The organism is Flavobacterium sp. PL02, from assembly GCF_035013205.1.
GTDB lineage: Bacteria > Bacteroidota > Bacteroidia > Flavobacteriales > Flavobacteriaceae > Flavobacterium.
This window is the reverse complement of the sequence record NZ_JAYGJP010000001.1, coordinates 1,432,284-1,445,560: the sequence shown is the minus strand read 5'-3', so window position 1 is coordinate 1,445,560 and position 13,277 is coordinate 1,432,284. Positions and strand designations below refer to the sequence as shown.

16 protein-coding genes are annotated in these 13,277 nt (G+C 30.4%); 11 read left to right on the top strand and 5 right to left on the bottom strand.

The window, feature by feature from the left end; translation table 11 throughout:
* The first annotated feature begins 100 nt into the window (after positions 1-100).
* The 7 genes from SHI72_RS06130 to SHI72_RS06100 all read left to right on the top strand — a co-directional run bounded on the left by SHI72_RS06130 (position 101) and on the right by SHI72_RS06100 (position 4,236).
* Positions 101-454, top strand: a complete 354-nt coding sequence (locus SHI72_RS06130) for a hypothetical protein (protein ID WP_323489376.1) — start codon at positions 101-103, stop codon at positions 452-454.
* Positions 451-1,131, top strand: coding sequence for a hypothetical protein (locus tag SHI72_RS06125; RefSeq protein WP_323489375.1), 681 nt, complete (start codon positions 451-453; stop codon positions 1,129-1,131). Before SHI72_RS06130 ends, SHI72_RS06125 begins: the two co-directional genes overlap by 4 nt.
* Positions 1,132-1,812, top strand: coding sequence for a hypothetical protein (locus SHI72_RS06120; RefSeq protein WP_323489374.1), 681 nt, complete (start codon positions 1,132-1,134; stop codon positions 1,810-1,812).
* A 198-nt stretch (positions 1,813-2,010) separates the two neighbouring features.
* Positions 2,011-2,244: a hypothetical protein gene (locus tag SHI72_RS06115; protein ID WP_323489373.1), complete on the top strand. Its 234-nt coding sequence runs from the start codon at positions 2,011-2,013 to the stop codon at positions 2,242-2,244.
* A 163-nt stretch (positions 2,245-2,407) separates the two neighbouring features.
* Positions 2,408-2,968 (top strand): hypothetical protein, encoded by a 561-nt coding sequence (locus tag SHI72_RS06110; protein WP_323489372.1) that lies wholly within the window; start codon positions 2,408-2,410, stop codon positions 2,966-2,968.
* Positions 2,969-3,291: 323 nt separating this feature from the next.
* Entirely contained in the window at positions 3,292-3,612 is a 321-nt protein-coding gene (locus SHI72_RS06105) for a hypothetical protein (protein ID WP_323489371.1), read from the top strand.
* Positions 3,613-3,639: 27 nt separating this feature from the next.
* A complete protein-coding gene (locus SHI72_RS06100) occupies positions 3,640-4,236 on the top strand; it encodes a hypothetical protein (protein WP_323489370.1) in 597 nt (198 codons plus the stop codon).
* 80 nt (positions 4,237-4,316) lie between these two features.
* Here the strand turns inward: SHI72_RS06100 and SHI72_RS06095 are convergent, their stop codons facing one another.
* The 5 genes from SHI72_RS06095 to SHI72_RS06075 all read right to left on the bottom strand — a co-directional run bounded on the left by SHI72_RS06095 (position 4,317) and on the right by SHI72_RS06075 (position 8,159).
* On the bottom strand, positions 4,317-5,162 hold the full coding sequence (locus SHI72_RS06095) for a DUF2911 domain-containing protein (protein ID WP_039115369.1): 846 nt from the start codon (positions 5,160-5,162) through the stop codon (positions 4,317-4,319).
* Between the two features lie 61 nt (positions 5,163-5,223).
* On the bottom strand, positions 5,224-5,892 hold the full coding sequence (locus tag SHI72_RS06090) for an HAD family hydrolase (RefSeq protein ID WP_323489369.1): 669 nt from the start codon (positions 5,890-5,892) through the stop codon (positions 5,224-5,226).
* 254 nt (positions 5,893-6,146) lie between these two features.
* On the bottom strand, positions 6,147-6,860 hold the full coding sequence (locus SHI72_RS06085; protein WP_323489368.1) for a tRNA threonylcarbamoyladenosine dehydratase: 714 nt from the start codon (positions 6,858-6,860) through the stop codon (positions 6,147-6,149).
* 34 nt (positions 6,861-6,894) lie between these two features.
* On the bottom strand, positions 6,895-7,557 hold the full coding sequence (locus SHI72_RS06080) for a TatD family hydrolase (protein ID WP_323489367.1): 663 nt from the start codon (positions 7,555-7,557) through the stop codon (positions 6,895-6,897).
* Positions 7,557-8,159 carry a DUF1684 domain-containing protein gene (locus SHI72_RS06075; RefSeq protein WP_323489366.1) on the bottom strand — a complete coding sequence of 201 codons (603 nt, stop codon included), beginning with the start codon at positions 8,157-8,159 and terminating at the stop codon, positions 7,557-7,559. The genes SHI72_RS06080 and SHI72_RS06075 overlap by 1 nt, the downstream gene beginning before the upstream one ends.
* A gap of 95 nt (positions 8,160-8,254) precedes the next feature.
* Here SHI72_RS06075 and SHI72_RS06070 point away from each other — a divergent pair, with 95 nt between their 5' ends.
* The 4 genes from SHI72_RS06070 to SHI72_RS06055 all read left to right on the top strand — a co-directional run bounded on the left by SHI72_RS06070 (position 8,255) and on the right by SHI72_RS06055 (position 13,215).
* Positions 8,255-9,475, top strand: coding sequence for an MDR family MFS transporter (locus SHI72_RS06070; protein ID WP_039115361.1), 1,221 nt, complete (start codon positions 8,255-8,257; stop codon positions 9,473-9,475).
* Between the two features lie 179 nt (positions 9,476-9,654).
* Complete coding sequence (locus tag SHI72_RS06065; RefSeq protein WP_035621639.1) at positions 9,655-10,014, top strand: BlaI/MecI/CopY family transcriptional regulator; 360 nt, start codon at positions 9,655-9,657, stop codon at positions 10,012-10,014.
* Between the two features lie 6 nt (positions 10,015-10,020).
* Entirely contained in the window at positions 10,021-11,703 is a 1,683-nt protein-coding gene (locus SHI72_RS06060; protein ID WP_323489365.1) for a M56 family metallopeptidase, read from the top strand.
* Positions 11,704-11,766: 63 nt separating this feature from the next.
* Positions 11,767-13,215, top strand: coding sequence for a serine hydrolase (locus SHI72_RS06055; RefSeq protein ID WP_323489364.1), 1,449 nt, complete (start codon positions 11,767-11,769; stop codon positions 13,213-13,215).
* Positions 13,216-13,277: the final 62 nt, after the last annotated feature.

Here is a 13,277-nt window from a genome sequence, read left to right as displayed (position 1 = left end):
TAATTTCAGGAACGGGAAAATATATTTATTAAATAAATTTCACGAATATATTTGTCAGGCTTCTCTTTGCAACCGCCGTACCGATGTTAACTATACCAATATGAAAGTAATGGCAAATAGAGAGGAGATAAATAAAACACTAAGCCTTTTAGGTATAGGATTATCTACAATTGGTTTCATCCCAGGGAGAGCCACCACAATTGCAGATACGAGTATTAAAATTTTAGCATTAGCTTTAACCATAGACCCAAGGGTAAGCATTGCAGATTATACTCTTCCTATAAAAGGACCTGTTTATCTTGATGAAATAACAGTAATTCAAAATTATAAACGAAAAAGTGTGAATGGCTATGTATCATCTCAAAGAAAAATCAGTGAGCCTCGAAGAGAAAATAAAGATATTTTAAAAATATTAGAAGAATGGGGACTAAAAATAAAAAAAGTAACAACATGAAAAATATAAGTATACTATTAATCACAATACTTTCTCTTTTTTCATGTGGAAAACGAGATACAATCAATCATTATTTAACCAAACCTATAACACAACAAGAATTAGTCGAAAATGGTTTTTATAAGTATTCTTACACTGCAATATTAGATGATGAAGATAAAGTTGATGATACAATTAAGTCAATAGCAAGATATGATATGTATTCGAACGTAAAGCCAGAAAGGAATAAAGAAGGAAAATTATGCCCAACACAAATATGGAATTTTTATCGTGAAGATTCTATTAAAGAGAGGAAAAATGCTGATTATGTCAAGAATAAGCTAAATAATAGGGTTATTACCTATCTGTTTAGAAATGATTCTTTGTTTTATAAAAATATTTATATAGGGGCTTTTGATAATAAGCACAAAGAAATAGTTGATTTTACTAGTAGGGAAAAAATTATTAAATATTACGACAGTCTGAAAATTTCTATAAAGCCAGTAGTAAAAAATAGTAAAACAGGAGAAATATATACAAGCCAATTTATGATTGATAATTGCAAAACTCGTTTTTTTTACTCCGAAGAGAATAAATCATATAATCTGTTTACTAATTATTTAACCAATTCTACTTATTATGATATTCGAGAATATTGGTATTCTGGACATATAAGTGAAATATATTATTTATTGTAAATGAAAAATACAATCATACTATTGATAATTCTACTATCTCTTTTCTCATGTAGAAAACGAGATACAATCAATCATTATTTAACCAAACCCGTGACACAACAGGAATTAATTGACAATGGTTTTTATAAATATTCGTACACATACACAATCGATGATAAAGATAAAGTTGATGATACAATCAGGTCAATAGTAAAATATGATATGTATTCGAATGTAAAGTCAGAAAGAAATAAAGAAGGAAAATTATGCCCAACACAATTATGGAATTTTTATAATGAAGATTCAATTAAAGAGAAAAAAAATGCTTACTATCTCAAAAACAAATTGGATAGTAGGGTTATTACCTATCTGTTTAGAAATGATTCTTTGTTTTATAAAAATATTCATGTAGAGGTTTTTGATAATAAGCACAAAGAAATAGTCGATTTTACTAGTCGAGGAAAAATTATTAAATATTATGATAGTCTGAAAATTTCTATAAAGCCGGTAATAAAAAATAGTAAAACAGGAGAAATATATCCAGGACAATTTATGATTGATAATTACAAAACACGTTTTTATTTCTCCGAAAAAGAAAAATATTACGAAATGTTTACAAATTATTTAACTAACTCTACTTATTATAATGTTCGAGAATATTGGTATTCTGGACATATAAGTGAAATGCATTATTTGTTGTAAATGAAAAACTCCGCTCTCCGAAGTGTTCCTATAATCGTTATCGCTGTACGAAGTCTCACGACTTCATCCCCATTCCAATAAGAAAGGATTTAGATTAATAGGTTCTTTATAAGAATAGACTTTTTAAACAAAAAAAAACGTAACGGATAATAGCTGTGGTTTACACCTGGAAAAACTCCTATAATAGCTGATACTGCCATGAAAATCCTAGGACTGCCTTTAAGTATAGAACCACAATTTAGTCTTGCAGAATACACTTTCCCTATAAAAGGACCAGTTTATTTGGATGAAATGACAGTAATCCAAGAGTATAAACGAGAAAGTGCAAATGGTTATATATCTGCTCAAAGAGCAGATAAGGAGCCCAAAAAAGAGAAAAGAGATATCTTGAGAGAATTGGAAGATTATGGATTAAAAATAACAACAAAATGAAAATAATATTACCATTATTAATAGCACTGCACCTTATTTCCTGTCAAAAAACAGATAAAATCAATCACTATCTAAATAAACCAATAACGCAAAAGGAGTTAATTGACAATGGCTTTTATAAGTACTCTTATTCAACTGTATATGATGATAAAGGGAATAAAACATGAAATTAAAAGCAATCATTATAGTTTTTAGTTTATTCTATTTTACAGCAATTTCACAAAACGTGAAACAAGATAGCTGTCAATTATTTTTTAAAGAAATAGGTATAAGGGATTTTACATTGGGGACAAATTATGCTCAATTTATAAAGGACAGTAAATCATTAAAAAGAAAATTCAAGAAAGAAAGTGTTTATGGAATTGATATTGTAACATTCAATGAAAATATCATCCTTCTGAAAGAAAAAAAAACTATTGCGTTTAATTTAAAATTTAAAGACAATATACTTATGGCATATGATTTTGAAGTAAATATTGGAGACTTTAGGAAAGCACCAGAATTTTATGATAGAATTTTAAAATCATTAGATAAAAATAAGAATAATTTTATTCGAGGAAAAAGTCATAGTAACATGATAACAAATAAAAAATGCACCAAAAATTTCGGTCTTAATACTGAAAAAGACGGAAGTTATCTTTATGGAGGAATCAGTTATGAAAGTCCTATTTGGGAACAACAATTTAGAGATTATATGAAAGCAACGGGACAAGATAAAGAATAACTAGATGGCTCGGATGTACACAACGATAGCGCTAAAATTCTTTCTGTATTCACAAACAATATAACTTATCTTTTTTTTGTATAGTCCGTTAAAGGCACAGATCACAAATCAGCACTACCGGATATCTTCCTGGACGAAAGTTGCACAAGTAAATACTATGCCGAATTCAAGCGTTTTAAATCAAAAGAACACGAAAAATAGAAGCCTATGTGTCATATAATTAAATAATTATTTTGATTACTCTATGAACTCTCCTAACTTCGTAGCAAACACAATACATAAATAAGTCATAACCATTAAGTAACTCGAAAAATAATTAATCGATGGAAAAAAAGACAACATCAGAAAGAAAATTGCTCTTTATTTCCGCAATTATAGGAATTATATTTTCGTTTCCATTAACGGGATTTATTTATGGTTTTTCTGTTTGCAAAGATTGTGGCGAAGGAATAAGTGAGATATTTGGTAGAATATTCATTGGTCTTGTAGAAGCAATTCTTACTACAATTACATTAGGCGCGCCATGGGATAATGTAGGAGGAACAACTAGTACCAATCTTAGACTTTATGTGTTTTTAACCGCTTTAATTATCACCTTATTACTTTTTTTTATTCTAAAAAGAAGTAAGTATCAAATAGACTAAAAATTTATTTTGACTAACAAATAAACTATGAAAAATTTAATCTATTTAATAAGCTGTGTAATACTATTATCGTGTAATAAAAAAGATAATTTAAACGATACTAATTCGCTTAAAATAGCAAATCAGTATTTAACTGAATATTATAAAACAAAGAATCAAAAGTTTCTCGAAAAGAGTTATAAATCATTAAATGAGAATACAGTTTATAAGGAAGAAGGTATTACCAACGACAACAAAGAGTTAGTCTTACCCCTATTAATGTACATGAAAAAATATGATGAATTAGAAAAATTATTACAAGAGGATACTATACTCGATAAATATCAAAAAGAAATTACCAGTAATTTAATTAAGTCTTTAAACAATCAGAAAGATATGGAACTTTCGAAAAAGTATATTTATAAAAATATCGATTTAATACAAAATAAAATTACAAGTACTCCCAACGATTCCTTACTGTATACACAATATTTTGTCATGAAACTATATCTTAATGGCAGAGATAAAACATTACAGGAAATAGATAGCATGAAAGCGAAAAATCCTAAATACTCAAAGGCTTATTATGATTACATTTTACGTGATTTAATAGAAGAATATCCTCAAGAACTTTTATATAAATAAACGCATCTAACCACTCAAAACAAAAATCCCATTTCGAATATTTCCGAAATGGGATTTTTAAATTAAGATAGAATAAATTATTATTTACTCCACTCAGAAATACTGTCTTTATTCATTTTTACGTAATCCTGATTTTTAGCAGCTTCAGCAGCAGCAAGTGAAACTTTAGCAGTTTCAACAGCTCCTTTTTTGTCTCCTTGTTTCGCTTGGATTAATGATTTAAGTCTGTAAAAATAGAATGGTTTATCAGCGCTTAACTCTAATGCTTTGTCAACATATTCTCTTGCTTTAGCGATATCGCCTCCTTTAGTTTGAAAAAAGTATTGTGCAGCGTTAAAATAATCATTTGATGTTGGTCCAGCCAATACTCTTTTGATACTTTCTGAAGCAATTTTATCTGTAGGAACTTCAAATTTTACTGATACAGAAGAATTCTCCCATGCAATATCGATAGTTCCAGAATTAGGATCTAAATTATTGATTCCGATAGTAAACGTTTCAACAGCTTTGTTTAAAGCCTCTTCTTTTACAGTAGTTTTTAAAGCTACATCAGCTTCATTCCAGTTTTCTGGTAATCCCCAGTTATCCGTTTTTGAGTAAAAAATAACATCCCAGCTTTCAATTTTTGGAATAGTATAAATAGCATATTTACCTTTTTTCAATGTTTTACCGTCAATTACAACATCATCACTAAATGATATTACTGTATTTTCGTTAGCACCCGTTCTCCATAATTTACCAAACGGCACCAAATTACCAAATACTGCTCTACCTCTAGCACCAGGTCTAGAGTAAACCACTTCTACATCTGTCAGACCAACAATTTGGTTTACAACAGCTTTAGGACTCGATTGAGGTGTTTTCATTTGTGCTTCGGCAACAAATGGAGCAATAACAATTGCTAGGGCAATAAGTATTTTTTTCATTTATATATAGTTTTTTTGTTTCCTCAAAATTACGAATTCAATTAGTTTTAATTGTTAATAATTACCTAATGGTAGACTTAATTTTTACTATTTTTTCAAAGTTTAATTCATCAAAATGGTTGATAATTACATCTGCATCAGATAAATCTTGCATTTTAGAATGCTCGCTATTATATCCCACACAATATATCCCTGCTCCTTTTGCAGCTTTTACTCCATTTGTACTGTCTTCGATAATAATACAGTTTTCTTTAGGTCCTTTAGACAACGATGCTGCATGTAAAAAAATTGCCGGATTTGGTTTCGATTGAGGAAAATCTTCCCCACTTACGATGTCTGTAAAATATTGATACAAATTAAAACGAGTAAAAACACGTTCGATAGTAACTTTAGAAGCAGATGAAGCCAGAATCAATTGCATCCCATTCACATATAAATCTTTAATTAAATCCTCAACACCATCTAGCAGGTATAAATCTTCTTTGGTATCGAAAGCATCATTAAAAATAGTTCTTTTTCTCTGAATCAAATCTTCCACCTCTTGCTCTATCACAAAAGTCTCTTTTAGTTTCTGAAACGTATTTCGAGTCGAAAATCCTGTAAACGAAGCATAAACCTCATCGGTTACATCGATATTTAATTCCTCAAATTGTTTGTGGTAAGCATAATAATGTACGGGTTCCGTATCTACAATTACACCGTCCATATCAAAAATTACTGTTTTTATCATTTTTTCTTTTTAAGGTTCTAAGTTGCAAAGGTTCAAAGGTTTTTTTCTAAGGTTCTGAGGCACTAAGTAACAAAGACGCATAGTTTTTTTATATTGTGGAAATATTATTTATTTAGAGCATTTACTATAATATAGACTATTCACTATTCTTTACGTCGCAGAGATTTAAAAGAATAAATGAGTTTATACAATCTAATGGATACTTCCAATAAATCTTGCATCTTGCATCTTGCATCTATCATCTTACAACAAAACTACTTCTTGAGCAAATAACGAATCACGGTTTCGGCAGCATATAAACCAAATAATCCTGGCATATAACTGTTTGTACCATAAAATGATTTTTTGAAATTAGATCCGTCAGTCATTTTTAAACTCGATTCATCCTGAATTTCTGAAGAAAAAATCACTTTCAGTTTATCTATTTTAACCTCTTTTAATCTTCTGCGGATGGTTTTTGCAAAATAACAATTTACAGTATTGCTAATATCGGTTACTTTCACTTTTGCAGCTTCCATCTTTCCACCTGCTCCCATGCTGCTAATGATTTTTACACGTTTGCGTTTGGCAGCAATAATCAAATTTAGTTTTGGAGTAACACTATCAATACAATCCAAAACATAATCAAACTCCTCAGTAACTATCTCAAAAGCGCGCTCTGGCGAAAGAAACTCCTGAACACGTATTAATTTTAATTCTGGGTTAATATCTATCAAACGATCCCCAACAATTGTAACTTTAGGTTGCCCAACTGTCGAATGTAATGCTGGCAATTGTCTGTTTATATTTGTAATATCTACTACATCTCCATCTACAATTGTCATTGTTCCTACACCTGCTCTTGCCAAAAACTCTGCTGCAAAAGACCCTACTCCTCCTAATCCTACTACAAGAACGTGTGAATTTTTAAGATTATCTAATCCTTCTTTTTTAAATAATAATTCGGCTCTTTCCGTCCACTCTGCCATATATTTTTTGTTTAAAGTTTAATGTTATTGAAGTTTAAAAATCCAATTTTTGTTTATTAAAAACAGTTGCAAAATTACTTGATATTAACTGCTGTAATTCTTCAATTGTTATGTTTTTATATTTTGCTGCCAAAGCATACACTATTTCTATCGTTTCTTCGATTGTATCTGTTTCTAAAAAAAATCGATTATTGGGAATATTTTTAAAAACCGCTTCCAAATCAGGGTTCTTGATTAGATATTTTCCAAAAGAAATATAAAATCCGTTATCCAAAAGTTGCTTGGCGACTTGCTGATTTTTAGAAAAACCATGAATAATCATAGGAACAGTAATTCCTAGTTTTTTCTTTAAAGCAATTACTTCCTGAAACGCTGCTACGCAATGAATCACGACTGGTTTTTGATGCTTTTCGGCTAGAAGTAATTGTTTTTCAAAAACTGATTTCTGTAATTCAAACGAAACTTCTGTTCGTTTATCCAAACCACATTCGCCAACGGCAAGACAATTTGCTGTAGCCAATTTTTTATCTATAATTTCCAGTTCAGCCTCAATTCTTTCCTCTATAATATACCAAGGATGAATCCCGATAGAATAAAACGGAATAGTTTCGTCAAATTCATTAGGGTATTGATTTACTAAATCCAGAACATCTGGATGATTTGCTGATTTATGTGTATGGAAATTAAAAAATTGCATTAATCATGAAACTTTTTAACGCCTGCTTCAATCGCCACGTTCAAATCATTTTCTAAAGGTACAATCGGGCAAGAATATTTATGGTTATAAGCGCAATATGGGTTATATGCCTGATTAAAATCGATTACGATTGTATTTCCTTTTGGAATTTTTAAATCAATATATCTTCCTCCTATATAAGTTTCTTTCCCAGAAGTTAAATCCGAGAATGGAAGGAATAAATAATCTTTATATTCCTCTTTTTTAGAAAGGTCGATGTTGCGATATACATTTAGTTGTAAGTCTACTCCATCAATGGTAAAATATACGGTTCCGTATTTTATATACATTGGCTTTCTGGCTGTAGAAGTTTTCATCTCAAAAGGTTTCTCTTTTTTGGCTTTCACAAATTTAGCCACAACAGCATATTTTTCATTTATTGGATAAAAATCTAATGTCTGGAATGTTTTTAAATCTTCTGGCAATAACGGACTCGTCTTTGCATCTGCATATTCTCCATTAATTGTCTTTTGGAAATTTTCGGCAGCAGCACGATCAAATTTTTCTTGGGCAATACCAAAATTTAAAGCCAAAAGCGTCAAAAATAGAATTAGGTTTTTCATCGTATAAATTTTAGCAAAAATAGTTTAAAAGTAACAAAGCAACAAAGTCTGTAAGTTACAAAGTTTTATAACTTTGCATATATAACCCATTTATAATGCTAATCACCGCCTTTCAACGCTATATTAATAATTTTAGAGGATTTTCTAGAGAGATTTGGATACTTACACTTGTTACTTTTATTAACCGTGCAGGAACTATGGTTCTCCCTTTTTTATCCAAGTATTTAAAAGAAGACCTTCAGTTTACATATAACGAAGTGGGCTGGATTATGGTAGCATTTGGTTTAGGATCTATGTTAGGTTCCTGGCTTGGTGGTAAACTATCCGATAAAATAGGTTTTTACAAAATAATGGTATTTAGCTTATTTACAAGTGGTGTTGCCCTATTCTTTTTGCAATACATAACCACTTTCTGGTCATTGTGTTTGGGTATGTTTGCTATTATGACTGTTGCCGATATGTTTCGCCCTGCAATGTATGTTTCCCTTAGTGCTTATGCCAAACCCGAAAATAGAACCCGTGCCTTAACATTGGTACGTCTTGCGGTAAATCTTGGTTTTGCTGCTGGTCCTGCATTAGGAGGTTTAATTATTATGGGAATTGGTTATCAGGGATTATTTTGGGTAGATGGAGCTTCTTGTATTCTTTCGATTTCAATTTTTGCATTATTAGTAAAAGAGAAGAAAAAACCAGTTTATGATAGTAGCCATGATATAATAAGCGAACCAAAATCGGTATTTAGAGATAAGATATTCTGGGTGTTCTTATTTGTGAGTTTTGCAACTGCAATGGTTTTCTTCCAGCTTTTTACCACTTTACCTTTATATCACAATGAAAAATTTGGCTTAAGCGAATTACAAACGGGGCTATTAATGACCTTAAACGGACTTATGATATTTTCATTAGAAATGCCATTAGTAAGTTATTTAGAACGCAAAGCTTTCCCGAAAATAAAAATAATTACCTACGGAACCTTATTAATGGCCTCTAGTTTCTACCTATTATTAATTAATGTTTGGGCTGGAGTACTTGTGTTTGCAATGATTATGGTTTCGGTGGGCGAAATATTGAATTTTCCTTTCTCTAATGCTTTTGCTTTAAGCAGAGCCCCTCGCGGTCAAGAAGGACGATACATGGCTTTATACACCATGAGCTTTAGTCTGGCACATATTATTAGTTCTAAAGTAGGTTTTGAATTCATTACCCGATTAGGATATCAGTCTAATTGGTTTATAATGGGAACTATCGGATTGGCTGCAACCGCATGTTGTATTTGGATTCAAAAAGAATTACAAAAAGAAAATAGCATTTTGTAATAACACAAAACCCTTTCCTCAAAACAAATTAAATCACTGTAAAACAATATCTTAAACCTGAAATACGTTTCTAATTGCATCTATCTATTTTATAACTAACTATAAAAATAGTTAAATAACTGCATTTATAGTTGTATAACTATAGAATTAGTTGTAAGTTTGAATTAAAATTAGAAAACATGCAAAAGTTAACCAACAAAGAAGAAGAGATAATGCACATTTTATGGAAGTTGAATAAAGCTTTTGTAAAAGAAATCCAAGCAGAAATTACTGAGGATCAACCGCATTACAACACCCTATCGACCATTGTAAGAAACTTAGAAGAGAAAGGCTTTGTGGCACATACTCCTTTTGGAAACACACACCAATACTATCCTGTAGTAACTCTAAAAGAATATAGCAAGCGCTTTATGAGTACCGCAATTGATAATTATTTTAATAGTTCGTATAAGAATATGGTTTCCTTTTTTGCCAAAGAAGAAAAAATTTCGGCCGATGAGTTACGTGAAATCTTAGACATGATAGAAAACAAAAAATAATAATTTATGGAGGCAATTTTTATCTATATTCTTAAAACTAGCGGACTAATCACCTTGTTTTATTTGGCGTATTACATTTTATTGCGAAAAGAAACTTTCTTTAATAGCAATAGATGGTTTTTATTATCGGGATTAATCACATCGATTGTATTGCCATTTGTAGTTTACACCAAAATAGTTTGGGTTGCTCCTACTCGTACCAATTTTACCTCTTCTATAAATACCACAATTAAAACAGTTCCTGTAGAGCAAAGTTGGTTTGACACACATTTAAACCTGTGTCTCGTTATATTATATGTTTCAATCATCACTTTATTATTATTAAAATTTGCCTTCGACTTTTATAGTCTTAAAAAGGTTATTAAAGGACAAACCATTCAAAACCAAGCCGATTTTAAGTTTGTAGATGTTTCTGAGAATATTGCTCCGTTTTCTTTCTTCAATTATATCGTGTACAACTCATCACTGTACAATACGAGCGAATTGGAGAATATTCTGGAACATGAAAAAATTCATAGCGAACAAAATCACACTACCGACGTATTGATAACTAGGATATTTTGTATCGTATTCTGGTTTAACCCAATCGTTTGGTTGTACAAGAAAGCTATTATGCAAAACTTAGAATTCATTGCCGATGCTGAAGCTTTGAAAAAAATTACCGACAAAAAAGCGTATCAATACACGCTTTTAAAAATAACAACACATGAAAATTGTGTTGCAATCACCAATCACTTTTATCAATCATTAATCAAAAAACGAATCGTCATGTTAAACAAAAATCAATCAAAAAAGAAAAATTACTGGAAGTATGCCTTAGTTCTTCCCGTATTAGGAGCATTTGTATTCTTATTTCAAGTTAAAGTTATTGCCCAGGAAAAAGAAGCAAAAGAAGCAAAAGAAGATATTGTTATAAATACAAAATCTGACGCGAAGGATGTATTTGTGTACAAAATTAAAAAGAATACAACTGATAAAGAATTAGATGAAATTGTGCAAAAATTAAAAACAAATCATGAAGTAATTGTTGCATTTACAGAAGTAACAAGAAATTCTGATAATGAATTAACCGGAATAAGAGTTGACATAAAAAGAAAGAATGGTAAATCGCAAATCATGCAAACTAGCGGTAACGAAGCCATAAAACCTTTTGGTGTTGTTATAATAAAAAATGAAGATGGTACTGAAACTATTAATTTGCAAACTGGCAAAGAAACTCATCAGCCTGTAACTCTAAGTGAAAGTTCAGAAGGAGCCGAAAGTTATAATAACGATGAAGATTTTCCTATACCTCCTACGCCTCCAACACCACCTGATGCTCCAGAATTTCCTGAAGGACCAATGCCTGTTGCAAATATTGACATGTCTAAAATGCCTAAACCTCCTGTACATCCAAAAGATGTAAATGATGAAAAAGCAATGCAAAAATTCAACAAAGCAATGGAAGAATTTCAGAAGAAGATGGATGCTTTTGAACCAAATATGTCTGCTTATGAAAAAGAAGTAGAAGCTGTAATGGCAAAACGTCAAGCTATTTATGATAAGGAAATGGTGAAGTTTAATCAAGAAATGGAAAACTTTAATCAGGAAATGAAGAATTTCGATCAAGAGATGAAAGTATATGAAAAAGAGATGAAGAACCATGAAAAGGAGATGCGAAAATTTGAAAAGGAAAATAAATCCAAATAAAAAACGTCATCCATCTCTAATCAAAAATCATAAGAATACATGCATCACCCCTTAATTGTTACTATGAAAGAAACATTTTTAATTTCAATATTTCTACTCATTTTTAGCATCTGTTTTGGTCAAAAAGCAGATAGCAATCAAAAGGAAATAAAGCAAAAAATCGATACTTACATTAATGAAGTAATCGAAATAAATGAAATTCCCGGAGTAGCACTGGCTGTTATTAAAGACGGAAAAGTTATCTATGAAAAATACTATGGTACAGCTTCTTTTGAGGATAATAAACAGGTAGATAAAAACACCGCTTTCAAGATTTTCTCTACAACAAAATTAATTACAAATGTTGGGATATTTCAACTTATAGAAAAAGGAAAATTATCGCTGGAAGATCCAATATCAAAATATCTGGATAATCTCCCAAAAGAATGGCAAGGGATAAAAGTTGCTAATTTATTGTCTCATTCTTCTGGTTTGCCAGATATTGTAATGTTCGAAGATATTCCGATTACTTTACCTTATGATAAAAAAATTGCAATATTATCAACCAAACCAATGGAATTTGCAACAGGAGAACAATACAGTTATAATCAAACCAATTATTTTTTTCTTGCTAAGATTATTGAAAAAATAACTGGTTTACCTTTTGAAGAATACATCTTAAAAAATCAATTTCCAGGAGTAAAATCAGGTGTTTATTTTTCATCAGACTTTGGCAAAAGCTTTCCTAATAGTGCGTTTAGATATAACTATGACAGTAAAACCAAAAAGTATGTAAAAAACACTTTAAATAGTGGTTCTGATGGTCATTCTGCTAATGGTTTGAACATAACGTTGCCAGAATTTATTCGTTGGAATGAAAATCTGGATAAGAATACTTTCTTAAAAAAGGAAACAAAATATTCGATGTGGGAGCCGTTTAAATACACTAAAAGTGATGAAAACTTTGGATATGGATGGGACTTTTACCCTGTAAACAAAATTCTTTCGTATGGTTTTACAGGAGGTAATGAAACTGCTTTTAGAAAGTTCGTTAAAAACGATATGACAATTATCTTTTTATCCAATGGACATAAATATGATAATTTATATGTACAGTCTCAAGTAATTAATCATGTAGCAGGAATTGTAGATAAAATCTTAATCGATGATTACTTATTAGCAGATGAAAAGACAACACAAGATTTTTTAAAATTAGATATTGCTAAATCTGAGCAAAATTATCTTGCCTTGAAAAAGAATCATCCTGAATGGAATTTTGAATACCGATTAAACGTTGTTGGCTATACTCTAATGAATTACGGAAGAATAAATGATGCTATAAAAGTATTCGAATTAAATACAAAAGAAAATCCTAAATCAGGAAATGCATTTGATAGCCTGGCCGAAGGCTATTTTAATAATGGTCAACTTGAGATTTCTAAACAGACTTATCAAAAAGTTTTAGCTCTTTCGCCAGAAAATGCAAATGCAAAAGAAATGCTAACCAAAATAGATAAACTTTTAGTAAAATAATATTTGAGAATCCAATGAAAGAAGGCTTTGTAACACTACAAAGTCTTTTTTTATATCTTTGA